We start from the raw sequence: 24,163 nt of genomic DNA, 5'->3' as shown, positions 1-24,163 counted from the left end.
AGAAGCCGGGTTTTTGTTGGATATAGGTGTTAGGTACCCCCAATAAAAAAATACATTGTATTACAATGTATTTTCAATTATCATGTGTGTATCCGAAAATCTTGAGAGGGAGGAACGACAATGAAAAAATGGCTGATATGGTCGATGACCCTTGTTTTGCTCATGCAAGTCTTAGCCGGTTGTAACCAAACGGAGGCGTCCCAACCTTCGCAGAAAGTACGTTATAAGAACTTTTCGTTTGACGTGAAACCGGAAACCTTTGAAGTCTTTGTCACGAAAGATGGCGTGAAAGAGAGGGCCTCCGAACCGTTACAAAAACGAAAGGTGACCGATTTCAAAAAAACGGCTCGGTCTGCGTCGTGGAAGTATCCCGATGACAACGTGGAGATTTCCCTCAAAAAGAAAAAGCATGCCTTGAAAGTCGATATTCGCTCTACCGGTGCTAAAGCGTTCACTTGGCCCAAAGTGAAGGCAAAAAGTTATACACTCCCTCTATGGGAAGGGAAATATATCCCCAGTCGTGATCGCTATTGGAAAAAATTTTTGAAAGACCAGAGCTACAGTTTCATCGAATCCTTTTCCATGCGTTTCTTCGCTTTGAACAAGAAAAAGTATTCCATCTTGTATGTAGCAGATAACATGTTTAACGACACCGTCGATTTTGATGTTAATCCCCAGATTTCCTTTTCATTTACCCATGAATTTCCTCGTATTAACCCGAAAAAATCCTATGGTTTCAACATCTACGTGACGGATAAGGATCCGGTGAGCGTAGCTAAAATTTATAAGAAGCATGTTTCGGACAGAGGAGAGTTTAAAACCCTCCAGGAAAAAGCAAAGCAAAACAAGAACATCGAAAAACTATATGGTGCCCCCCATATTTACCTGTGGAACAACAAGTTTTTTTCGGAAGAGGATATACGTTGGAGCCGGTTGCGTAAGCAGTTGGATGACAAGTTCGTTCAATGGATCAACCAGTTGTCTCGGCGCTATGTGGACGACGGGGCCGAGACGGAAAAACTATTCAAGGATATTCAGAAACAAGCATACGTCGCCAAGTATCAACGACAAGGTGTTCTTCGTGCCTTTAATGAACTATTGCGCTTAAAGGAGCTGTACAATCCCAACGTCTTTACCAAGCTTGACGAAGAGACGAAGAAGACGGCTAAAAACATCGACCGTTTGAATGAAGTGCAGCTCTATTCGCTCAATAAGAAACTCTTGAAAAGTGTTTTGCAAGATTCGGTCGCCCCAACAGACCATTGGGATGATGCTGACTCCGTGAATATCCTGAAAGGAATGCGTAACTCGGGAATTCGGCGGTCCTGGATCGGCTTTCCCGATTGGACGCAGGGGTATATGAACCCGAAATTTGTTAAGCAGGTCAATAAGGCGGGTTATCTGATCGGACCCTATGATTCGTATCATTCGATCCATAAACCGAAAGATGAAGAGTGGAATACCGCTTCCTTCAAAGATAAAACGCTGTATGACCAAGCGACCATCACGAATAAAAACGGGAAAAAGGTTAAGGGCTTTTTAGGAAAAGGAAGGAAGTTGAACCCGACGCTTTCCTTGCCGAGTGTTCGATACCGGGTGAATGAGATTTTGAAAACCGGTGTGGCGTTTAATTCCTGGTTTATCGATTGCGACGCGACAGGTGAAATTTATGACGATTATTCGCCGCAACATATCACCACCCAAAAGCAAGATTTAAAAGCCCGTATGAAACGCATGGCTTATATTCGGGATGAAAAAAACATGGTGATCGGGTCAGAAGGCGGTAATGATTTTGCCAGCCAGACGATCGCCTTTGCTCACGGAATCGAATTTCCTGGCCTCCCTTGGGGAGATACCGATGTCCGTTTAAATAAAAACAGCCCCTATTATGCGGGAGGATATTGGTCACCCGATGGCGGTGTGCCTCCCGTGCACGGAAAACCAGTCCCTATCAAAAAGTTGTATCAGCACATTTACTTAAGCCCCGCTTATTCGCTGCCGTTGTTTAAGCTGGTGTATAACGATTCTGTGATTACCACCTATCATTGGAGTTGGGGTAGCTTAAAGATCAAAGGTGAAAAAGAGAGACGCATGCTTTATGAAATGTTGTATAACGTTCCCCCAATGTATCATCTGGATCAGAAGAAATGGAAAGAGAGGCGGCAGGTTATCCAGCGTCATGTCAACGCTTGGTCTCCCCTTCATAAAAAAGCGGTAACGAAGGAAATGACCGACTTCAAATACCTCTCCAAAGACCGCTCCGTTCAAATGACAAGGTTTGGTTCGGATCTCAAGGTGATTGCAAACTTCTCCAAACGGGATTTCAAGTACCAAGGGCAGACGATTAAGGCGAAATCCACCGTGGTCATAGATGGGAAACAAAAACGAACCTACACACCCCAGGCTGATGAATGAAAAACGGATAGGAAGACATGAAGAAGGAGAACGGGCAAAGCCTGTTCTCCTTCTGTTCATGTATCCTCTTATTCTGCCTTGGTTCGTTTACGATGAATGCGTACAATCAATCGGTAGATCAGAAAGCCCAATCCACCGCCGATCAGGTTGAGCAGCATATCATCCACATCAAAGCGGCCCATATCAAAGAAAGCCTGTAGCGTTTCAAAACAAAGGCTGACAGCAAAGAGATAGGCAAAAAGGCGGCTGAAGAAATGACATCCGGAAAAGAGGAGCGGTAGCATTAACCCAAGGGGGATAAAAAGGAGGATGTTTCCGAAAAGATTGCAAAACCAGTTGTAGAGGGTGTAGTGATCCGCATAGACAAAGTAGTTTTTAATCGTGCGAAAGGGAATCAAATTGTGGTAAACATAACTATACTCGGGAAATGCCGCTCTTCGGTGAATGATAAAGTCTCTACCAACGAAACGGTCAACATTGATAAACAGGATATAGACCATTGACACCATGTAGATAAAAAAACCGACCAGGGTCCATTTCTTGCGATAAGGGTCCAAAAGTGGCAGGGATCTTTTCAGTTCCTTGGCAATAGACTGCGAAGGTCCGAAGCTTTCCAACGCCATTTGTTCGGCTTTTTCTTCCTTATATCCCTGGTCGGTAAACTCGTCTTTCAGTGACTGCAGGTGATCCAACAACTCATCGTGGATATCCCGTTTTTCTTGTTTTGAGCAGGGTAAACCACGAACCACTTCATCTAAATAACCTTCCAAGCTCATCTTATTTCTCTCCTGTAATCACGGTTGAGACTAGGCGGTGCATGGCATGCCAACCTTCCACTTTATCCTCCAGCATGCGGAGGCCTTGTTTTGTAATACGGTAATATTTTCTCCTGCCTCCGCTTCCATTGCCGCCCCAATAGGATTCAATCGCTTTTTTGGACTCCAGCCTTTTTAACGCAGGGTATAGCGTCCCTTCTCCGATTTCATACACTTCGTTGCTTAATACTTTGATTTTTTTGGCCAGGGAATACCCATATTGGTCTTCCCTGGAGATGAGCGAAAGTAAAAGCAAGTCGATACTTCCTTTTAACAGTTCTTTATCCATCAGCCATCCATCCTCTTATAGAGATACGAGCGAGAGAACCTATCCACCAGTGGAGAGAGCTTCACCTTACGGGTTTAATGTAATCACAGTTAGTTCCGGTCTGCAATTGAATCGAACCGGCGCCCTTGTCATTCCGATTCCCCGTGTAGTGTACACCTGAAGGCGTCGATTTTGAACCGTATACAGCCCATCGGGATACTTACTGGAATGGGGTGGGGTATAAAGAGGCCCTACCCATGGAAGCTGGATTTGTCCTCCATGACTGTGACCGGACAACTGAAGGTCGATGGGATAACGACTATATTCGTCGGCAAAATCCGGTTCGTGGGCGAGAAGGATGGTACAACTCTCTTCAGGAATCCCTCGCAGTGCGCTTGTAATGTCAGGTTTTCCTACCCAAGGATCATCCACACCCGCTAAAAAGAGAACCTCTCCTTCTTTCCGTAAGGGAACGTGAGTGTTATGAAGGACTTGAAAATCAGCTGTTTTCAAGACCCGGTTAACGGCTTCACGGTTTCCCCAATTATCGTGGTTTCCCAACACGGCAATCTTTCCATAGGGTGCGTTCAGTTGGGAAAAATGCCGGGCCGTTTCCGATACATCGACGGTTTCACGATCAAAAAGATCCCCTGTAAAACAAATGACATCCGCATGAACGGTTTGGATTTGTTCAACCAAGGAGGAAAGATTCTCCAGGCCAAAATGATAGCCGAGGTGGATGTCGCTGAACTGACAAATGCGAAAACCCCGAAAGGCCTCCGGCAAACGAGGCAGGGAGATATCGATGTGTTTGGTTTGTATCCAATACGGCTCTACCTGATAAGCATAAACGGAGGGTAAACCAACCGATCCGATGAATCCCAAAACATATTGGAGGCTCTTTTTTAGGAATGTTCTCCGATTGATCAACGGTTTGCTGGTCACTAGGAATACTCCCTTATGATGGAATAATTGAATACATTATAACGGATTATACATAGTAACACAATGTATAATTGAAACAAAAATAATTTTCATTGCTTTCATGATCCCGTTCCTGTTACGGGGTCATAAAAAAGAGGGGTTTCCTATTCCATTTATTCCCTCCCTCTTTGTTTAGAAGGTTTATTGATTAGAGCTAGTGTATAGTGTAAGGTTGGTTTGAGACGTTGAAACGCTGTTTTTGCTTCTAAATGTAAAAATTTGAGTGTATAAAAATAGTGATAGGGTAGATATAATATGAATGAGGGTAAGAAAAAGGTGAAAGGAAACCTTGTCTAGCTTGTAAGACGAGGCTTATTCATAGGATGAAAAGGGGTATTAAGATGAACGATCAGTTAAATGAACAATTAATGGAAGAGATCCGTGCTTTGGTGCGGGAGGAGAACCAAAAGCTTCTGAGGGTATTACGTTCCGTCAGAGAAGAAAACACCCGGTTCATCTCCACGTTAAGCGGAGGGTTGGATCAAGCTTTGCGACATGTTACCCATGGTGTACCGGGTGAAGCTTTCCCCGAGGAGGAAGGTCTAGAAGAACCTGCTCCTGTGGAGTTGGTTAATACGAAAGGAATTCACAAAAAGACGATCCGGGCAGCAGAATTAACGGTGCAAATTCTTCGGGAACGAGGGACGATGCGTTTATCGGATATCGCCGAGGAAGTAGAAAGGCGAGGCGGTGACTTCGGCTCAAACTCCACTCTGACCATGAAAACGATCATGAAGATTGCTCCGGATATTCAAAAGGTAAAGCGTGGACGTTTTGCTTACAAACCGCACCTTGAAGAGGAATCCGAAGATCAGTAACGATTTAGATGCCGTACTCTTTGAAGAGTACGGCATTTTTTATTTTGGAAACAGGGTTCATCCTCCCTTTTATTTCCTTTGAAAATGAATTCCCTTACACGGATGAAAGGGCAATGCGAAGTAGTAGGGTTGTGATATAATTATACCTTATGTGATACGGGCTCAATCGTCGATGATCGACGATGAATCAGAAAAGAAAAGAGGAAATCGATTGAATCAACATTCTTTGCGAAACCAGTGGTTTACCCAACCGAGACAGGATATCCTGGCTGGCTTAACGGTTGCTTTGGCACTCATTCCGGAAGCCATCGCTTTTTCCATCATTGCTGGCGTCGATCCGATGGTCGGGCTCTATGCCTCCTTTTGCATCGCCGTGGTGATCGCCTTTATAGGTGGGCGCCCTGGAATGATATCCGCGGCGACCGGTGCGATGGCCTTGCTTATGGTTACCTTGGTCAAGGTGCATGGCCTTGAATATCTGCTGGCGGCTACCATTTTGACCGGGGTTTTGCAAATTTTGATGGGCTTACTCCGGCTGGATCGGTTTATGAGCTTTATTCCCCATTCGGTGGTATTGGGCTTTGTCAATGCATTAGCTATCTTAATCTTCATGGCCCAGCTCCCTCATTTTGCTGGAGAGTCTTGGCTGATGTACGGGGTGGTAGGCGGGACGCTCGCCATCATTTACCTTTTTCCTCGTTTAACGCGGGCTTTTCCGTCTGCGTTGGCCGCCATCGTCGTCATGACTACGGTTTCCATGGCTATGGGCTTAGATTTGAAGACGGTGGGGGATATGGGTGAAATTACGCGTTCGCTTCCGGCCTTTCATCTTCCGCAACTGCCCCTTACCTGGGAAACCTTGACCATTATCTTCCCGTACTCTCTCGCCTTAGCGATAGTTGGTATTCTGGAATCATTAATGACTGCCACCATCGTAGACGATATGACAGAAACCACGAGCGATAAAAATCGAGAGATGAAAGGACAGGGAATCGCAAACATTGTGGCGGGTATGTTTGGCGGCATGGCCGGGTGCGCGATGATCGGCCAATCGGTAATCAATGTCAAGTCTGGTGGCCGGACGCGCCTGTCTACGTTGGTGTCCGGTGTGGCGCTCCTTTTCTTGATTCTCGTCCTTGGAGACGTCGTCAAGCAAATCCCGATGGCTGCCCTCGTGGGGGTGATGATCATGGTTTCTATCGGTACGTTTGACTGGCAATCCTTGCGGGAACTACACCGTATTCCCCGGGGTGATGCCTTGATCATGGTGTTGACGGTAGGGATTGTCGTGGTGACCCACAATTTGGCTCAAGGGGTGTTGGCCGGTGTGGTTGCCGCTGCTCTCCGCTATGGGTGGAAAACCGCCCGAATCCGAGTCACTCGGGAAGACGAAGAGGGAGTGACCCGGTATCGGATTAATGGGCCTCTGTTCTTTGGTTCCACGACTCATTTCAGCGAGGCATTCCAACCCTGGAAGGATGCGGAGTTCGTTCACATCGATATGAGCGGTTCCCACATTTGGGATCAGTCTGGTTTGGAAGCTGTTTCCCGCCTGTTGGAGAAGTATCATTCGGCAGAAAAGCAGGTTATGATTTTAGGGTTGAACGAGGAAAGCACCCAACTGTGTAAACGTAATGGGTTACCGCTACCTGTCAAACAATAAAAACACCCATAACAAAGGCGATGCCTCCCAGGCATCGCCTTTTTATAGTATTTAGATAAATGGGGCTACCCAGCTGCGAAACCGATGGACACTGCGGAGGATGAAGTTCTGGGGCGAGCTGTAGCTTGGAGATTGAAGGGCCTGGTTCCGATCCTTTCGGTTTACCCGTTCCTGTTGTGTCCAGAGTTCCAACGCACGTCGACGGTATTGGCTGTCCAACATAGGGGTCCCCCCTCCGTTTTGAAAGCGCTTACTACCATCTATAGTTTATACCAATCAAAACGGGTTGTAAAACGTTCACTGAAGAAATGACCACGGATCAAGAAAGGGGATGATGGACGAGGGTGATGACTAGGGTTCGTCTCAGTTTGGAACAATTGTCCATAAGCCGAGTGACACTCAAATGAATACAGCGAACCGATTTATTCGGCGCCTGACCTCGCTGAGGGGAACCAAGGTGGATCATTAGAAAGAGGCCGTTCCCACGAGGGAGAAAACGAGGGTATCGCTCCTTCGCTATGACTCGATCCTTTTATCGGTAAGGCCAATCACTTTCCACCTAAAAGAAAGGGTACTAAAATGACACGAACCACCCAGAAATCTGGGTGGTTTTTTCATATAAAAAACCCTAGAAATATAGTAGATTTATATGGAATAAGGTGATGAATGGCAGAAGAGCGCTTGAATTGGCCAAGTCACATGGCATATATTTTTGCCAGCGAAAGAAAAAGATTGCATTTTACCGTATAATTGCTATAGTCGAAATTGAGGAGAAAAAGAAGGGTGAATCGAAAGGGGTTGGGATATTTGGATTTTGCATCCAGGGTTGAGCAGTGTTTTACCTCTTTGGTCAATCCCACGTCCCGGGACTTGAAACAGGCATTGGATCAATTGAGAGTGGAGGAGCAAGACCTCATTCCTTTTTTGGAGGATCCCGGACTACGCCCTTATGGTAGAAAAGTGTTGTTTCAATCTCCGCATGTAGAGGTTCTGGTGATGAACTGGGCGCAACATTTCAAGTGCGCACCCCACGATCATGGAGGCTCCTTCGGTTGGGTGCATGTTGTCAAGGGAGAATCCACCCATACAACCTATGCGATGAAAAAGGAGCTACCGGTACCGAAACGTACCGACTTGGAAATGGAGGGTGCTAGTTTTTTTGCCCCGCGGAAAATGGTGCACGATATGGAAAACCGAAGTGAGCGGAGAATGGTTACACTCCATGTCTACGCACCACCGATCAGCGGAATGAAAGTTTACGATCTGGAGCGCTGTGCAGCTTGTGTAGTCAGTGAGGACTGTGGAGCATGGTGGCCTGAAGAACAGCGTCAACAATTGAGAGAGATCAAACTGAAACAGAAGGAGCCGGCACAATGAGCTTTCAACATCTGATAGACCTGTTAAAAAATGAACAAGTTATCCATCGACAAATCGAGGAATTTGTTTCAAATACGCCTTTCTATTTGAGTGAAATTCCAGATAAACCGGAAGCCAAGCAACCATCCCATGTTTTGTTGGAACAATCGGATCGAAAATGCGGGGTTCGGATTGCTCCCCTTGAGAAAATGGCGATTCCGAAGGAATATTCCCGTACGAAAAAAATGATCTGCATCTTGCAAAATAAAATTCAGTATGAAGAATTTTCTTTGAATCAAGGAGTTCTCACCTCCATCAACAAGGAACTGGTCGGTACCGGCGAGACATTGATGATTTCCCCTGGAAAAATCCATCGGTTTTTTTCAGCGGAGGAGGAAAAACCGGCGATCCTCGTGGAAATCTTGTTATCGAAAGAGCACGATTTTTCAGAGGCCGAGTACTCTGAATACCCCATTTCCGATTCGGATGCTACCCTAGCTGATTACTATTACGGGTACGATGAAAGATATCGAAAAGTCTATGAGGAAGGAGGGACTTTCTGGGAGACCGAGGAGCCCAACCCCCCGGTGGTCTGGTTTGAAAAACAGTACGGTCTTAAAGGGAAAAAAGTGCTCGATCTGGGTTGTGGGGAAGGAAGGGACAGTATTTTTCTCGCCAAGCGGGGTGTGGAGGTAACGGGAGTTGATGTATCTCGAGCCGCTCTGGATAAGGCAAGGGAGCGATCCCGTACAGAAGGGGTGTCTTGCAATTTTATTGAAAGGGATGTACTCTACCTTCGAAATATATCCGCCAACGATTATGACTTTGCCCTTAACATGGGTTGCTTACACATGATCACAGATCCTAAACATCGACGGAAACACTTGAGCAGGGTTCACGAAATCCTAAAACCGGGCGGATATTTTTTGCTGGCCCATTGCCGGGAAAAGTGGTTGAAGGGCTTTTTCTCCGTGCCGGATTATGAGAAGGTGGGGCCGGTGGTTCCTGGGAGGGTGATCGATCGGAAAATCCGAACCGAAGACGGGACCAAGATGATCCCTCTAGAGCTCCTCCCCTATAAAGAATCATCTGCCGATGAATTGACGAAAGAGTTGGAGGGCGTCGGCTTTTCGGTGGTGGAAGTGTTTAATGAAAACACCTTTGCCTTCGGAAATACCAATGTACTCGTCGCTCGGAAACCCGCTGAATAACAGGAGGGAGCTCTTTGAAGTTTAAAATGTTGTTTGTGCTTTTGTGCCTGGTTTGGGGCTCCACATGGCTGGCGATCAAAATTGGGGTGGACCAGGCCCCGCCTCTTTGGTCGGCTGGAACCCGGTTTTTTTTGGCGGGCATTCTTCTCTTGGCCTGGTATCGGTGGAAGCAGGGGTCATTTCAGTTGGAAAGAAAAGTGTTATGGAATGTGTTTGTATTGGGGCTGTTTGTCATCGCCGTCACCTTTGGTTTGATTTATTGGGGTGAACAATGGGTTTCCTCCGGGCTGACGGCGGTATTGGTGCAGGGGTTGATCCCGATCTTTATGGTTCTTTTTAGCTGGTTGTACCGGCAGGATGTTCTCAGCCTCCCGAGGGTGTTGGGCATTGTATTGGGGTTGTTGGGAATATGTATGATCTTCATGCCCCAAATTAAGTCCCCCGATAGCAATATGGCGATTGTGGGGATGGTTTCGATCATATTGGGAACCCTGGCTTATTGCTGGGGCTCAGTACTTAGCAAAAACACCCTGAGCAAATATTCCGCGATCTTGATATCCGGCCTGGAAAATCTGATGGGCGGTCTTCTCTTGATGGCCGTGTCGCCATTTCTGGAATGGGAAAGGGTCGTCTCGCTGGAATATCTGAATCAAGCCTTTCTGATCAGCTGGGTGTATCTGGTGTTCATTGGGTCGATTGTAGGATTTACGGTATTCACCTACCTATTGAAGGAATGGGGGGCGGTGAGAGTCTCGCTGTACTCCTTCTTTACTCCGATGGTGGCTATCCTCCTGGGAACGCTGATTTATCATGAAGAGATCACCCCGCTCCAGTATGCAGGATCTGCGATGATCCTTCTCGGTGTATGGATGAGCAACCGTTTTACCTCCGTCAAAGGGCGCACGAAAAAGGTGGAACTGCAGGGTGAGAATGTTCAGTAAAAACCATAGCTTGCGACCTCTGGAAGCAGGACATGAAAATAGCGAGAGCGTTTTTCGGAGTTGGTTCGTTCGATTCTTAACAAGAAGCCGGAGAGAGCGGGCGTCGAATGTGCCATTGCCCAACAATTGCTCCATGAAGTAGGTAACTTGAAGTAAACCCCCGTTTCCCAACCGCGTTGGAAACGGGGGTTTGTAGCTTTTTGATCACCGGCTGTTTTCTTGTATGGCTCAGTGTCTATTCGTGGATTTCTGTCCAGTTTGACAAGGGGCTGTCATAATGACAAAATGTTGTCATATGGATAAGCGAACAAAACATGGAGATGCCTTCACTGAGCTGGTCCTTGCAGTTTTTCACCTTAATGGCCTTTTACTGGAGGCAGGAGACCAGATTACTCAGCCTGTTGGGTTAAGTAGTGCACGATGGCAGGTATTGGGAGTAGCGGAACATGGAGCGATTCCGGTCGCTCATGTTGCTCGTGTGATGGGTCTGTCCCGTCAAAGCGTACAACAAACGGCGGATGGTTTGGAAAGGGATGGTTTCATAGAGTATCACGCGAATCCCCATCACCGCCGCGCTAAGTTGATGGTGTTAACTAACAAGGGGCGAGAAGCTCTTGCTTACGTAAAGCAGCGGCAGGCGGATTGGGCAAATCGGATTGGAAGGAGGCATACCTTGGAAGACTTACGGGATGCCGTCGCGATGCTACGTGAGATAAGTGAAAGTCTCGAACAAGATGAATGACCTTTATTCGAAAGGGGATCAGCTATGAAACAGGTGAAGCCGTTAAAGGAGCTTCTTCAGGAAGGCAAAAAGGGTCGTATTGATGCAATTGCACAGTACATCGAAAGTCATATCGCTGAAAACTGGAAAACCCTGCTCCAAAACAAGCGGGATCAATTGTTGGAAGCATACAATAAGGCAGGTGATAGGGCATACGGAACCTATTTGAACCTGTTGTTTTTGCCTGTTCATCAGCAGCTTAAAGAGGCCGGTTTGCACCCTGAGCCGAGATTTCCAGGAGATTTCGACATTTCGCGTGAGTGGGGAAACCAGGAACAAACCGATCAGCAACGTTGGATGTGGAGCGCCGTTTATGCCTCGGATGGAGAGGCTTTAGGTACCATTGTCACCATCGTGTTTCATGACCACACCCAGTTTCGCGTTCCTCGTCAGCCTCAAATCATTGCCTTACGTGAAACGGGCAAAAAGGATGTTGTAGCGGCGCTCTCTCTTCGTTCCGTTGACTTTAAGCAAGCGTGCGAATTTACGGTTGAATACGAAGAATACCTACGAAACCAAAGCACATAAAAAACGAGTAGATTGACAAAGCGAGATCAGGGCAGCCAAAAGAAGAGCAAGGTGGCTGCTAAGTGGTGGCGGCCACTCCTACGGCGTTCCACCGCACGGGTCCAACTACTCACCGATAGCACTCCTAGGGCCCTTGCCTTGAGCTAATGGCTACTGTACGTCACTTGAGGTGTATTCAAACTTGGCCATTACCGATGCTCAGGATGAACATGGCATCTCTGATTTTCCTGTATCCACACGAAAATGACTTGAGAACTCTCTTTAATCAGCCGTGCCCGTTGGGCATCAAACATTGTTCCGACTTCTCTACACAAGCTGAAGCTAAGAAGTATTTATTCCCGGGTGATCCCCGTAGTACAGCTGTCACCATTGGAGACCTCTTTTGGTCTCCTTTTTCGTGAACAAAGTATAGGGTAACACAATTGATCATATTCCCCGAAAAGGGGACATTTCACACGAAAAACAACCTTTTTACCTCCCCTTTATTCCCTATAATAGATAATAGCTTCAGTAATTTGCGTTTGATCTGACTCCTAATCCCAACAGCCGCTATAGGTAATATAAGGGCTAAGCCATCCAATCAGGATAAATATATTTTCTATTGATTACATGGAGGTGTTACACGTGCTGAAGAAAAAAGCCTTTGCTATAGTGTTGACGAGTTTAAGCCTATCGCTAGCCGCGTGTTCCGCACATGCAACCCAAGAGGCCGCTCCTTCAAAGAAGGATAAGCCTGAAGTCAAGAAAGAAAAAACCCACTGGTCTTATAATGGTTCTGAAAAATGGGGAGATTTAGATCCTTCCTATGCTGCTTGTGCAAATGGTAAAGAACAATCGCCTATCGATATCGAAGCCTCTCAAGTTAAAACCAATCAGGATGCAAACGATATTAAATTTAACTACAAAAAAACTTCCTTTTCCGTAAGTAATAATGGGCATACCATCTTGGATTATCCGGCTTCCAACGATGATATCATAATGGCTGGAAAGAAATATAAGTTGGTACAATTTCATTTTCATACACCGAGTGAGCATCAGTTTAACGGCAAAAACTTCGATATGGAACTCCATTTGGTACACCAAGATGCCAAGGGGCATACCATCGTCTTAGGAATCATGATCAAGGAAGGACAAGAAAACCAAGCCTTAGATGACATCTGGGCACAACTCCCGAAAGAAAAAACAAAAGAGGCCGTAAAAATTGATAAACCTGTCGATCTGATGAGCTTACTGCCTAAAGATAAAAAATCATTCCGTTATAATGGTTCATTAACTACTCCTCCATGTACTGAAAAAGTAAAGTGGGTTGTTTTTAAACAGCCGATCGAAATGTCCAAGACGCAAATCAGAGTGTTCCGTAATATATTCCCTGATAACCATCGTCCAGTTCAAGCCGTTAATAAGCGTGAAATTATAGAAAAGTAAGGTCTTCGGTGATCGGGATGGATACCGACAAAGTGAATGTAAGCTTCCCCCTTGCGTCCGGGAGAAACGAAGCTGACCAAAAACGCGATTAGTTCTCCATCATTTTCAACGACGAAGCCCGTATCACGGAAATAGTCGACCTTCCTACCAGTCGTTGATTACACGAATTACTTCGCGATTATTCGAGAATCGAAGAAGACGTATCTGCATGAGAGTAAACCCTTTTCCGCTATCATACCGGAGGTAGTAGGAGATGATCAGGCGTAAGGGATTGAAACCTGGGAAGGCAGCAGAGGGAGTAGCTTCATAAAGCGAAGAAAGGTACGACAGAAAAAAGCAGGGAAAATCACCCCTGCTTTTTTATTTTTTGGACTATAAACCCACCTTGTCCTGCGAATAACCTATATACAGGTTACAAATATTGGGGAAGGGAGTGTGCAATGAAACTCCTACTGATCAACACAAACGGTTTTTAAATATGATTTGATACGGGATCCAAGGATAGAGTGGATGAGAAAGGGGGAGAGCCATATGAGTTCCTATGTACTCGAATTTCAGGAAATCGATCCCACCAAGCGCTTGCTCGTCGGGGGCAAAGGATTTCACCTAGGGGAGTTGTCCCGAGTAGAAGGGGTCCGGGTGCCAGAGGGATTTTGTGTTACGACCGAAGCTTATAAAAAGGTGACCGAGGATCGTGATGAGATTTCCGGCTGGCTGGATCAGCTGGCTGAATTGAAAGTGCAAGACAAAGAAGAAATAGGGGTCATCAGCGAGAAGATCCGCCGTTCCATTGAAGCGGTGGAGATTCCCCGGGAGGTCGAGGAAGACGTCAATGACGCACTTTTCCGACTGGGGAAGGAATATGCCTATGCGATCCGTTCCAGCGCCACGGCGGAAGATCTCCCCCAGGCTTCTTTTGCCGGACAGCAGGATACGTATTTAAACATTACCGGAAAGGAAGCGGTCCTCCAGCACGTTAAGAAGTGTTGGGCCTCCCTCTTTACCGAGCGGGCGGTGATTTACCGCATCCAAAATGGATTTGATCACCGGAGGGTCTATCTGTCGGTTATCGTCCAGCGGATGGTTTTTCCACAAGCTTCTGGTATTTTATTCACAGCCGACCCGATTTCCTCCAACCGCAAGATATCCTCCATTGATGCCAGCTTTGGGCTGGGGGAAGCCCTTGTTTCCGGGCTGGTGTCTGCGGACAACTACAAGGTGCGGGATGGTGAGATCATCGGGAAGACGGTCTCCACCAAGAAAACGGCTGTTGTTCCTCTGCAAGAAGGCGGGACGGAGAAGCGGGAAATCGAGCCCGACCGGCAGAATCGGCAGACGTTGACGGAAGAGCGGATTGTGGAACTGGAACGGATCGGACGGAGGATTGAAGCTTCCTTTGGAAGCCCGCAAGACGTTGAATGGTCGTTTGTGGATGATACCGTTTATATCCTGCAAAGCCGTCCCATCACCACCTTGTATCCGATTCCGGAGAAGAGCTATGGGGGAAATCGTGTCTACATGTCCTTTGGGCATCAGCAGATGATGACGGATGTAATCCGACCCTTGGGCGTTTCCTTTCTCCGGCTGATATCGGAGGAGTTCCCCATGCATCAAGCGGGGGGGAGGTTGTTCCTCGATATCAGCCACGATCTGGCATCTCCCATCGGCCGGAAGCTAGCCCTAACGATGATGGGTAAAAGCGACCCCCTGATGACGGACGCACTTCGGAAATTGATTCAACGCAAGGATTTTATCCGATCCTTGCCCCGGGGAAAAAGAGCCATGTCGATAAACCGTAAGGGAATGTCCCCAGGGGCGATGCTTTTCCATGCTCTAAAGCTCTACCGTGAGAACGACCCCGCGATGATCGAAGAGGTTATTTCCCAGAACGACGTATCTTATGAAGAGTTGCGAAATCAGATCCAAAAGGTATCCGGAGATGATTTGTTCGATCTGATCGTCGCGGATCAGGAAAAGTTTATGGAGCGCGTCTACGATCCGCGGGGCATGGGAGCGATCGGGGTCGGAATGTATGCGGCCAACTGGATCAACCGCAAGATGGAAAAATGGCTGGGGGGAAAAAACGCAGCGGATATCCTTTCCCAATCGGTGCCGAATAACGTGACCTCAGAGATGGGGCTCGCCTTGCTGGATGTGGCGGATGCGGTGCGTCCCTATCCAGAGGTGCAGGCTTATCTGGAAAATGAGGCCAAAGATGCGACCTTTTTCGGGGATCTGGCTCAGCTGAAAGGAGGCGAAGTAGTCGGCAAAGCCTTCAACGATTACCTTGAAAAATACGGCATGCGCTGCCCCGGGGAGATCGACATCACCAAGACCCGCTGGAGCGAACAGCCGACCGCTCTCATCCCTATGGTCTTGAGCCACCTGCAAAACTTCGAACCGGGGGCCGCCCACACCAAGTTTGAAGAGGGAAAGCGGGCAGCCGAGCAGAAAGAACTGGAGTTGTTGAATCGCTTGGAGCAATTGCCGGGAGGGACTCGAAAAGCCAAAAAGACACAACGAATGATCCGTCGTCTGCGTCATTTTATCGGTTACCGGGAATACCCCAAATATGCTTGGATCCGGCGCTACTTCCTCTATAAACAGGCGTTGATGAAAGAAGCCGCCAAACTCGCGCAACAGGGAGCGATACGGGAGAAGGAGGATATCTACTACCTTTCCTTTGAGGAACTGAGGGAGGCCGTTCGCACCCAACGGCTGGACCACAGTGTTATCGCCGACCGAAAAGAAGCGTACGCGGCCTATGAAAAGTTGACGCCGCCGAGGCTGATCACCTCCGAAGGAGAGCTCTTGTTTGGCAAATACAGGCGTAAGCATCTCCCCCCAGGAGCCTTACCGGGTAATCCCGTTTCATCCGGGGTAATTGAAGGCCGTGCTCGCATCCTTCTGAAGATGGGGGAGGCCGACCTCGAAGAAGGGGACATCCTCGTCACCAACTCGACGGACCCCAGCTGGACGCCACTCTTTGTCTCCATCAAAGGCCTGGTGACAGAAGTGGGAGGACTGATGACCCATGGTTCGGTAATCGCACGGGAATACGGTCTACCGGCTGTCGTTGGCGTCGAAAATGCCACCACCTTGATTAAGGATGGCCAGCGGATCCGTATCAACGGAATGGAGGGGTATATTGAAATCCTAGAATAGAGTTCCAACAATTCGGGATAAAAGGTCCTTAACAATGGTGACCGTCATGGGGATAAGGGACGGTTTGAGTGGGGAGCAGTTATCAGTTTGGCGGTTATGACTTTTGGGCATAAGGCAAAGCGGTCTGGCGATCTGTCGGACTGCTTTTTGTTGTGCAAAGGGGGAGAAAGAGTTGAATCGAGATGGGGAAGCGATGAACCTTCACACAGGAAGGATGAGACCAATCCTGGCCCATCCGCTATCTATATATCAGCCTGCCGGCTTACGACTTGATACACCCGTTTCGGGCCTCTTCTACTATTATCGTGGCTCGCTCGGCCACGCTCTGTACGTACCTACCCGTAGTTCGCAGGACCGAACCGCGCTACTGTACGGTTTTTTTATTTAAAGACCATTTCGATTTTAATGGTATCCCTGTCTTTGAAATACTCGATTTGGTCCACATATCGTTTGGTGTAATTTGTTTAATGCATATCCATCTGCCGTATCCCGGCATTGCGTGGGTTGGTAAATAAGTTTTGAGTGAATGCAGTCTCTCCCGAGAAATTTAACATTTTTTTGGGGTAGGTTAATTAAAAACAGAATTAGAGACCACTTTCTTTGTGTCGATTAGCGGTGAAAAGTATATTATATAAAAAATGAAATCGTATAGGAGTACAAAAAATGGCCCCCAGCGTAGGTTAAGGAATGTTTTTTGCCGCAACGTCCATGCCATCTGAATTTTTGTACATATGTTGTAGTATGAGCCAAGCAAGAGGGGGGTTTTTTTTGCGCAATCAACCTAAGATCGGAATTTTATTGGAAACACCTTTACTACAAAATATCATCAGGGGAGTACCAACTTATGAGAAAGTACGTATTTATTATGAATATGGCATGAATAACGGTGTATTACCCATTCTTTTTGATTTTAAAGGGTTGTATTTAAAGAATAGACAGGTAAGAGGTTTCGTTTGGAAGCCGTCCGTACAACGCTATGTACCAACTGTTTGCTCCCTTCCCTACGTCGTACACAATCGGGTTCTGACCCGTTCCCCAAAACTAAAAGCTCTTTCCCGTCTGTTGGGCAGACGATTGTTTAATCCAGAGATTAACCGAAACAAATGGAGGATTCATCTTTTACTGAACAGAAACCCTCGTCTTCAATCTCATCTCCCGGTGACTCTAAAACTCTGTGCTGTGCAAGGCCTTAAACTGCTTGAGAATTATCCCGTCGTTTTCATTAAACCGGCGATCGGATCACTCGGGAAGGGGATTTCCCACATCCAATCAACCGGGAATAATCATTATCTATTCCGACCCTATAAAGGGAGAACACGTTTGCTTTCCAAGGTTCAACTGAAGCAGGCACTGGCGAAACAACGCTTAATCAACCATCAATTTCTAATTCAACAAGGGATCTCATTAGCGAAATACCATGGATCTTCTTTTGACTTACGGGTATCCGTTCAAAAAGGGAGAAAAGGCGAGTGGCAAATCAGTGGTGAAACGGCCAAGGTGGCACAGCGAAAGACAAAACTGACGAATCTCTCGCAAAACGGGAAGGCCGTTCCGGCACCCACCGTTTTGCAGCACGCTTTTCCGAATCAAAACCCTCAGATCATCCTTGGAAAGGTCAGGCGATTGGCTTTAGATATATGCCGAACTTTGGAAAAGGCGTATCCGGCTTTTGCTGATGCGGGTCTGGACATAGGGGTCGATCAACAGGGCCATCCCTGGTTGATCGAAGTAAATTTTCGAGATTTGCGATACTCTTTTCAAACAGCTGGGGAAATGAAAATGTTTAAAAACACTTACTATAATCCCATGCGTTACGCAAAATATCTGTTGTTCCAGAGTCGATGAGAAGGTGATTTGAAACGATGGGAAATATGATAATCCGACCGGTCAGGTACATCCAGAGAATGCTAAGAGGGAGTTCCCGACCCCAGCTGATCCTCATGAGTGATGGCTTCAAGTATGCGGTCAAATTTAAAAATAATTCCATACAGGGAACCAGATCGCTTGTCAACGAGTACGTTGCAGGGAGATTGGCCCGAATGCTGCACCTTCCTGTGCCCCAATTTCAAATTGTATATATCCCACAAACGTTTATCCGGGCGAACTTATCCCCATACAAATTTGCACCCGGCCATCAATTCGCAAGCAGATTTATAGACAATTGTGTACGGGAACATGCTAAACGCTGCCTCCCGAACAGACGGTGCATCATCAACGGTAGACAATTAGCTGGAATTATTGTGTTTGATCAATGGGTCAGTAACATCGACCGGAAGGTAAGGAATATTCTTTTAAAGAAGACTTCCCGTCAGGGACGCTATCAAATCTATATGATTGATCATGGTCACAGTTTTTCGCGAAACGATGTTCGACCTAATTGTAAATGGACGCCACATACATTGAGTTGCCTGCCTCAGAAACTCAAATGGAATGATTTTTATCAGTGGTGTATGAACGAGCTTCACAGTCCAAACGAGCTGTTACGGTTCGTAAAAATGATTGAGCAATTGCCGGATCAGAAAATATATAAAGTGATCTTATCCATTCCAAAAGATTGGCATGTATCACAGGCGGAAAAAGAGTCATTGTACGCTTACCTCAAAAGGGCAAAAAGACAGCTTAGGAATCTGATTATACAATATATAAAAAATAGGTAATAAAAGGGTTTAAAACGGCACGGAACCCAAAAATTATTCTCCTATGGAGAAAAATAGAGACCAAGCTTTCCTTGATTAGCGCAATTGCTTCTTTGCCAAAAGTAGAGCTTCTCGACCCTCAAAATTAGAGCAATGCCGGTTCGCTCCTGAATCCGTTCTCTCAAAAATCCCCACGCGAAAAGGGCGACTAACAGCGGAGCGGTACACACCGTGAGCAACGTAGCTGGTGATACCATCGTACGGTCAACGGCAGTGAAGTACCCTACTTGATACCCCGCTACAGCTAGACTGAACAACAGGATATTCACCCGATTTCTTCCGCTGAGTCGATCTATCTTTCGCTTTCGTGACTCCCATCCCCAGGCGGAGATCAAGATGTTAGTATCGATGAACACCCGAAAGTTATTTCCGGCCGGGCTCATTCCATATCTCCTTTCGCACCTGTTCAGGCCCTGAAGCAAATCTTCCTCTGTGATCCCCTTTTCCTGTGCTTCCTTGCTGATTGCATCGGTCAGTTTTTGAAACGCAATCAGGCTCGCTTTCGTGATAACGACCTTTCCGTTTTCCTGTACAAACGCGACCCGGTCGCCTTCCTTCAGATCCAGCAGTTGACGAATGCTCTTGGGAACGGTCACTTGACCTTTGGAACTGATGCGGGACACTTCCATGATGCTCACCTATTTACATTCTTTACAGGAATTCCAAGGGAGATATCCATTGCAGAATGCCTTAGCGTAGGGAGGTAATGATTAAGTGTTTTTGTTGTGCTTTTTGTTACAAGGTAGAGCACTTCACTCATAATGAAGGGATCAGGAGTTCGAGCCACTCCATCAGCACCAGCAACCAGCCCATATAGTTGGGGTGGTTTTTTGTATGCTGGAAAAACATAACCAAGAGAATCGAAAGAGATTTTCAAAATTTATGCGTAATTCCGAATACATATGGTAAAATAGACCATGGTAGTAGCCAAGGGCGGGCGGCCACGCTGACCCTCTACAGAGAGGGGGTGAGGCCATGGAGCTTCTTAGCCTGATCGCCAAGGTGGCTGGTGTTGTTGTCCAAGCATTAGCCGTCTACGTTGCGTATCGGGCGCTAAATAAAGAAGTAACCCGTCCCTGGGCAAAGGAACGCGGGTTACTTCTCGTGAACCGTGGCCGCCTGCTTGCGGCAGCTACCCGGCGGTGGGGGGTGCAACCCTGCCGCCGTTATTATTTCTATCCAAAGGATACCAACGGGATCAGTTGGAAGAACAGGTGCAGGAGTTACAAACGGAGCTTGAACGGAAAGTAAGCAGGATTGAATACTTGACCCAGATGGTGGAGGAAAACCGTCGAGGGAAATCGGAGTGGGAGACTTGGGCGCGGGGGTTAGTGAAGCATCTTCAGAAACAACAAGGAGGATTTTTATCCAAGGTGACACCGGCTCAATCCTTAGAAGATTATATACAACATCAGAGGATACCGGAAAAATTGGAATTTACCTAAACGAATCAACTTTAGGTCTGCGTTTCATAGACTGGGAGTAGGGCCGCTTGGGGTTTGACTTGATTGTAAGGTGCAGAGCCTCACAATGATTGGGGGTTAACAAAAAAAAGCGGCGGTTTGGTGACCGTCGCTTTTTCCCTGGATATGAATCCGATTATCTGCTCTGAATGGTGACAATATCGATGGGACCGTGGTCATCGCAATGATCTTCGTGGAGATGATGGAGTCGGCCATTTACCAGATAATCGTAATGGTCTTCATGGGGGACAAGTTCGTGGCCGCAGTCTTTGTTGTGGTTACAACTGCATGCCACGGGATGGCATCCTTCAGGGTTCAAATCGGATACTTCGATTAGGCACTCGTCACAGGAAGGGACTCTCGATCGGTTATTCCAGAAGATTCCCCAGTGTCCTCAGCCAGTGTCGAAAAGAAAAAGGTCACGAAACCAGGGGGAGGAGGTGTGAATCGTTTCGCCTCATCTCATACCACTTTTTGCGTGGACGTTTGATCTTCTTGGTAAAGGCTCCTATTCTCTTTCCAACCCAGCCAGTAAAAACTCAGAAGCAGTGCCAAACAAAACAAATGGATCGTCAACACCATGGGAAGAGCGGAATCGGTGTGGAACAGACCGATAATCACCCCGCATACCGCTCCCGAAATCATTTGCAAAAAGAAAAACAATCCCGATGCCGTTCCCGCGATGGCATCGAAAGGTTTCAACACGGCGGCGTGACAGGCGGGAAAGATACCACCGATCCCGATCATCATCACCGACATGGGAAGAACGATTCCCAACAGCGAATGGGGTTGAAACCAGATCCAAACCAACATGCCGGCGGAAGCCGCAAATGCCAGCAGGCTTTCCACCAAAATAATCCGATTTAACTCAAAAGCCTTGGATAGACGCCGGGTCAGAGCGGTACCGACCATATAACCCGCCACAACCACGGCATACGCTACTCCATACCAGATGGGGGAAGCTCCCATCACTCCCTGCAGTACGAAGGACGAAGAAGTGATGAACGTGAAATAGGCACACCATGTCAAACTGATGGTTAAACTGAAAAGGAGAAAATACTTGTTGGTCATCAGATGCTTGTAATTCCGGAAGATGACGCCCGCCTTCGCCGCCTGCTCATTCCGGGAGGGAGCCGTTTCTTTGACACCGAACCAAACAGCCCCCAACAGAAATGTACCCGCCCCCGCCAAGGCCGCGAAGGAAAGCTGCCAGCCGTACCAGGTTTCCAGGTATCCGCCAATCATGGGTGTGATCGCAGGGGTGACAGCAATGGCCATGGAAAGATACGTAAGCACCTTGACCTGGTCTTGTGCATCAAAGGTATCTCTCGTCATCACCCGGGACAGCGTGGTGCCGCAACAGCCGCCTAAGGCCTGGAAAAACCGCGATCCAATGAGAAACCATACATGAGGGGCGAAGAGGCAGGCAAGGGAGGCGATCACAAACACTGCCAATCCAATCACGGCCACCGGCTTTCTTCCAAACCGATCCGCCAATATTCCGGAGATTAACGCGGAGACGGCATAACCGGCCATAAACACGCTCATGGTTAGCTGCATTTCCATTTCGGTGGCGCGAAACCCGACCATCATATGGGGAAGGGAAGGAACATAGAGACCGATGGAAGCTTGAGGCAAGCAGACCATCAAGATCAAAATCATAGTGAGAAATTTTCGGTTCATGGTATTCCACCGCCCATTCTGAAGGCCTGGTTAACAAACACCCTGTTCCACCATCACCTTGTCCTCGATCATGTGGGATAGATCCCTCGCCAATTTCCGTGACCGCTTGGCGATCATTTCCAGGGAACCCGTATAATAATAGGTTCCGCAGGTGATTTGACCCAACGCTCGAAAATGCAAATCGGCATATCCGTCTCGGCTGATAACTGCACCCGTATTGAAATTGGTTTGAATGCCTCCAAAGGGATCTTTCACTGCAAACCCCTTTGCCAACAGGGTTTGAACCAACCGGGAAGCTTGTTTTTCCACAATGTACTGTGCAGGTCCCGTAGCATTGATGATCCAATCGGACGTGATCGGCAGGGTGGATTTCTCCGACAAGGATACTTGAAAACTCCCTTCCCAGTACCGGATGCTTTTCAAGCCCTTGTGCACAATCAATTGGCCGGACCGGAGCATCTCATAGATGCGTTCAGCATTCACAATCGGCATCGGATTCCGAATGGTCATAAAATAGCGGTGAAACCGTTCCATAAACATTCGTTTGTCATAGGCGTTTAAATGGTGCCACATCTCTTCAATGATGTCGTTGGTGGCGGTAAGAATTGACTGCCAGGGTACACGAGTATCGGACTGAGACAATTCTTGCCTCAGTCTTTCCATTGCCGTAGAGCCGTTGGTTTTTTGAGAAAGCAGCATTTCCCGCGATCCCTCCAACGAATTAAACTCCTGCTTCAGTAAACGGAGAAGTTCTTTCAATAAGACATGTCCCTTCTTCTCGACCAGCTGGTACACGACCTCCCGTTTTAAAAATCGAAGCTGATGGGGCTGCGCATGCTTAATGCGCACCGACGGAAGCAGCCCCTGCCGGGAAAACATCCGGATCCTCCCTTGATGCTTTCGTTCTTGGAGTGCGAGGGCGGTATCCACGGCAGTCAAGCTGGAACCAATCATTCCGATTTCTTCGTCAGGACGGATGGATTCCAATGTCTCATGCAGTGGATAAGGTTGATGGTTGTAACGGGGCGTTCCCTTTAATTGGTAGGGGTCGCGGCTGGGGTTGTGGCCCGTGCACAGCACCACAAAATCAAACAGCGAAGACTCTCCGGATTGCGTAATCAACTCGATCTTTCGGTTTATTTTGTTTACGTCGACGATCTCGTTGTATTCGATTTTGGCTTGAAGAGGTTCTCGGTTTGCCAATTGCATCGTTTGGTGAAAAACTTCCTGAAGGTATTGTCCAAAAACAGAGCGGGGAAGGAACTCTTCCCCTTTCCCGTGGGTGCGGGAAAGAATGTGATCCTGATACCACGACCAAAAATGAGAAGGGTTCTCCACGATGGCCGACATCGATTGGGAACTGCGGTTCAACCGCAGAATGGGGTAGTCTTTTTGATAAGCCAAACCCGGCCCCACTTGCTTCTCTTTTTCAAATATGGTCACTTCAACCCTGATGGGGGATCGCATTTGCAAGAGATACTTCACCAGATAATGAAAATAACAAACACAGGCGGCTCCTCCTCCGACAATGGCCATTTTCACTCCCTGATCCATCGGTGGGTCCTCCTTTTTACAAAAGGTTGGTGGAACGGAGTTAAAATCAAGAAACGACCCTTCCTAAACTAACCATATCCTACAGCAAATGTTTCGCTTTGAAAAACCTCCGTATACACTGCTAAATGCAAATTAGGCGCTTATACATCGTCCTAGCTCATTTATTCTTGGTTTTACATCAATCTTTCTCTGGGGAAAAAAAGTTTCTATAAGGAAACAAAATGGAGCGCATATCTCCGATCCGCACGTGAGCGGGTGATAACCGTTTACAACATGGAAGACAACGATTACGGAAGATAAGGATTGCATTGTTATAACAAATTTAATATACTTTTTATTATCATAATTATAGAGTGATAAGAAAATAATAAATAGAAAGGGGTTGTTGATAGATGGA

The 24,163-nt window shown here is 47.2% G+C and carries 21 protein-coding genes and 1 pseudogene; 13 read left to right on the top strand and 9 right to left on the bottom strand.

Features of this window, described 5'->3' with window-relative positions; genetic code table 11:
• Positions 1–120: 120 nt before the first annotated feature.
• Positions 121–2,415, top strand: a complete 2,295-nt coding sequence (locus ACFOUO_RS04045) for a glycoside hydrolase (protein WP_380702401.1) — start codon at positions 121–123, stop codon at positions 2,413–2,415.
• A 68-nt stretch (positions 2,416–2,483) separates the two neighbouring features.
• On the opposite strand, the gene ACFOUO_RS04040 is transcribed toward ACFOUO_RS04045, so the two are convergent.
• The 3 genes from ACFOUO_RS04040 to ACFOUO_RS04030 all read right to left on the bottom strand — a co-directional run bounded on the left by ACFOUO_RS04040 (position 2,484) and on the right by ACFOUO_RS04030 (position 4,443).
• Positions 2,484–3,191, bottom strand: coding sequence for a VanZ family protein (locus tag ACFOUO_RS04040; protein ID WP_380702399.1), 708 nt, complete (start codon positions 3,189–3,191; stop codon positions 2,484–2,486).
• A gap of 1 nt (position 3,192) precedes the next feature.
• On the bottom strand, positions 3,193–3,519 hold the full coding sequence (locus ACFOUO_RS04035) for a PadR family transcriptional regulator (protein ID WP_380702397.1): 327 nt from the start codon (positions 3,517–3,519) through the stop codon (positions 3,193–3,195).
• Between the two features lie 66 nt (positions 3,520–3,585).
• Positions 3,586–4,443 (bottom strand): metallophosphoesterase, encoded by an 858-nt coding sequence (locus tag ACFOUO_RS04030; protein WP_380702395.1) that lies wholly within the window; start codon positions 4,441–4,443, stop codon positions 3,586–3,588.
• A gap of 380 nt (positions 4,444–4,823) precedes the next feature.
• Here ACFOUO_RS04030 and ACFOUO_RS04025 point away from each other — a divergent pair, with 380 nt between their 5' ends.
• Positions 4,824–5,300 (top strand): Rok-like winged helix domain-containing protein, encoded by a 477-nt coding sequence (locus tag ACFOUO_RS04025; protein WP_380702393.1) that lies wholly within the window; start codon positions 4,824–4,826, stop codon positions 5,298–5,300.
• A 211-nt stretch (positions 5,301–5,511) separates the two neighbouring features.
• Positions 5,512–6,963, top strand: a complete 1,452-nt coding sequence (locus tag ACFOUO_RS04020) for a SulP family inorganic anion transporter (RefSeq protein WP_380702391.1) — start codon at positions 5,512–5,514, stop codon at positions 6,961–6,963.
• Between the two features lie 51 nt (positions 6,964–7,014).
• Here ACFOUO_RS04020 and ACFOUO_RS04015 read toward each other — a convergent pair whose 3' ends face one another.
• On the bottom strand, positions 7,015–7,185 hold the full coding sequence (locus tag ACFOUO_RS04015; RefSeq protein ID WP_380702389.1) for a hypothetical protein: 171 nt from the start codon (positions 7,183–7,185) through the stop codon (positions 7,015–7,017).
• Positions 7,186–7,746: 561 nt separating this feature from the next.
• On the opposite strand from ACFOUO_RS04015, the gene ACFOUO_RS04010 reads away from it, so the two are divergent.
• From ACFOUO_RS04010 to ACFOUO_RS03985, 6 genes are all read left to right on the top strand, one after another.
• Complete coding sequence (locus tag ACFOUO_RS04010) at positions 7,747–8,340, top strand: cysteine dioxygenase (RefSeq protein ID WP_380702387.1); 594 nt, start codon at positions 7,747–7,749, stop codon at positions 8,338–8,340.
• On the top strand, positions 8,337–9,530 hold the full coding sequence (locus ACFOUO_RS04005) for a class I SAM-dependent methyltransferase (protein ID WP_380702385.1): 1,194 nt from the start codon (positions 8,337–8,339) through the stop codon (positions 9,528–9,530). The genes ACFOUO_RS04010 and ACFOUO_RS04005 overlap by 4 nt, the downstream gene beginning before the upstream one ends.
• Before the next feature lie 14 nt (positions 9,531–9,544).
• Entirely contained in the window at positions 9,545–10,471 is a 927-nt protein-coding gene (locus tag ACFOUO_RS04000; RefSeq protein WP_380702383.1) for a DMT family transporter, read from the top strand.
• Between the two features lie 295 nt (positions 10,472–10,766).
• Positions 10,767–11,213: a MarR family winged helix-turn-helix transcriptional regulator gene (locus ACFOUO_RS03995; RefSeq protein ID WP_380702381.1), complete on the top strand. Its 447-nt coding sequence runs from the start codon at positions 10,767–10,769 to the stop codon at positions 11,211–11,213.
• Between the two features lie 24 nt (positions 11,214–11,237).
• A complete protein-coding gene (locus ACFOUO_RS03990) occupies positions 11,238–11,780 on the top strand; it encodes a DUF6022 family protein (protein ID WP_380702379.1) in 543 nt (180 codons plus the stop codon).
• 624 nt (positions 11,781–12,404) lie between these two features.
• Positions 12,405–13,205 carry a carbonic anhydrase gene (locus tag ACFOUO_RS03985; protein ID WP_380702377.1) on the top strand — a complete coding sequence of 267 codons (801 nt, stop codon included), beginning with the start codon at positions 12,405–12,407 and terminating at the stop codon, positions 13,203–13,205.
• On the opposite strand, the pseudogene ACFOUO_RS03980 reads toward ACFOUO_RS03985, so the two are convergent.
• Positions 13,169–13,321 (bottom strand): annotated as a pseudogene (locus tag ACFOUO_RS03980) (GNAT family N-acetyltransferase); the annotation flags it as partial. The gene ACFOUO_RS03985 and the pseudogene ACFOUO_RS03980 overlap by 37 nt on opposite strands.
• A 415-nt stretch (positions 13,322–13,736) precedes the next feature.
• Between ACFOUO_RS03980 and ppsA the strand changes: the two are divergent.
• From ppsA to ACFOUO_RS03965, 3 genes are all read left to right on the top strand, one after another.
• Positions 13,737–16,370, top strand: a complete 2,634-nt coding sequence (gene ppsA, locus ACFOUO_RS03975) for a phosphoenolpyruvate synthase (protein ID WP_380702375.1) — start codon at positions 13,737–13,739, stop codon at positions 16,368–16,370.
• A 741-nt stretch (positions 16,371–17,111) separates the two neighbouring features.
• Entirely contained in the window at positions 17,112–18,215 is a 1,104-nt protein-coding gene (locus ACFOUO_RS03970; RefSeq protein WP_380702373.1) for a YheC/YheD family endospore coat-associated protein, read from the top strand.
• 17 nt (positions 18,216–18,232) lie between these two features.
• Complete coding sequence (locus ACFOUO_RS03965; protein WP_380702371.1) at positions 18,233–19,027, top strand: HipA family kinase; 795 nt, start codon at positions 18,233–18,235, stop codon at positions 19,025–19,027.
• A gap of 41 nt (positions 19,028–19,068) precedes the next feature.
• Here the strand turns inward: ACFOUO_RS03965 and ACFOUO_RS03960 are convergent, their stop codons facing one another.
• Positions 19,069–19,695: an AbrB/MazE/SpoVT family DNA-binding domain-containing protein gene (locus tag ACFOUO_RS03960; protein ID WP_380702369.1), complete on the bottom strand. Its 627-nt coding sequence runs from the start codon at positions 19,693–19,695 to the stop codon at positions 19,069–19,071.
• A 346-nt stretch (positions 19,696–20,041) separates the two neighbouring features.
• On the opposite strand from ACFOUO_RS03960, the gene ACFOUO_RS03955 reads away from it, so the two are divergent.
• On the top strand, positions 20,042–20,317 hold the full coding sequence (locus tag ACFOUO_RS03955) for a hypothetical protein (protein WP_380702367.1): 276 nt from the start codon (positions 20,042–20,044) through the stop codon (positions 20,315–20,317).
• 348 nt (positions 20,318–20,665) lie between these two features.
• Here the strand turns inward: ACFOUO_RS03955 and ACFOUO_RS03950 are convergent, their stop codons facing one another.
• The 3 genes from ACFOUO_RS03950 to ACFOUO_RS03940 all read right to left on the bottom strand — a co-directional run bounded on the left by ACFOUO_RS03950 (position 20,666) and on the right by ACFOUO_RS03940 (position 23,766).
• Positions 20,666–20,824 (bottom strand): hypothetical protein, encoded by a 159-nt coding sequence (locus ACFOUO_RS03950; RefSeq protein WP_380702365.1) that lies wholly within the window; start codon positions 20,822–20,824, stop codon positions 20,666–20,668.
• Between the two features lie 167 nt (positions 20,825–20,991).
• Positions 20,992–22,212 (bottom strand): multidrug effflux MFS transporter, encoded by a 1,221-nt coding sequence (locus tag ACFOUO_RS03945; RefSeq protein ID WP_380702363.1) that lies wholly within the window; start codon positions 22,210–22,212, stop codon positions 20,992–20,994.
• 30 nt (positions 22,213–22,242) lie between these two features.
• Positions 22,243–23,766: an FAD/NAD(P)-binding protein gene (locus ACFOUO_RS03940; RefSeq protein ID WP_380702361.1), complete on the bottom strand. Its 1,524-nt coding sequence runs from the start codon at positions 23,764–23,766 to the stop codon at positions 22,243–22,245.
• Between the last annotated feature and the right edge of the window lie 397 nt (positions 23,767–24,163).

It is taken from the genome of Salinithrix halophila (assembly GCF_042650125.1).
Taxonomy (GTDB): Bacteria; Bacillota; Bacilli; order Thermoactinomycetales; family DSM-45169; genus Salinithrix; species Salinithrix halophila.
The sequence above is the reverse complement of the archived record's forward strand: the minus strand, read 5'-3'. Positions and strand labels throughout refer to the sequence as shown.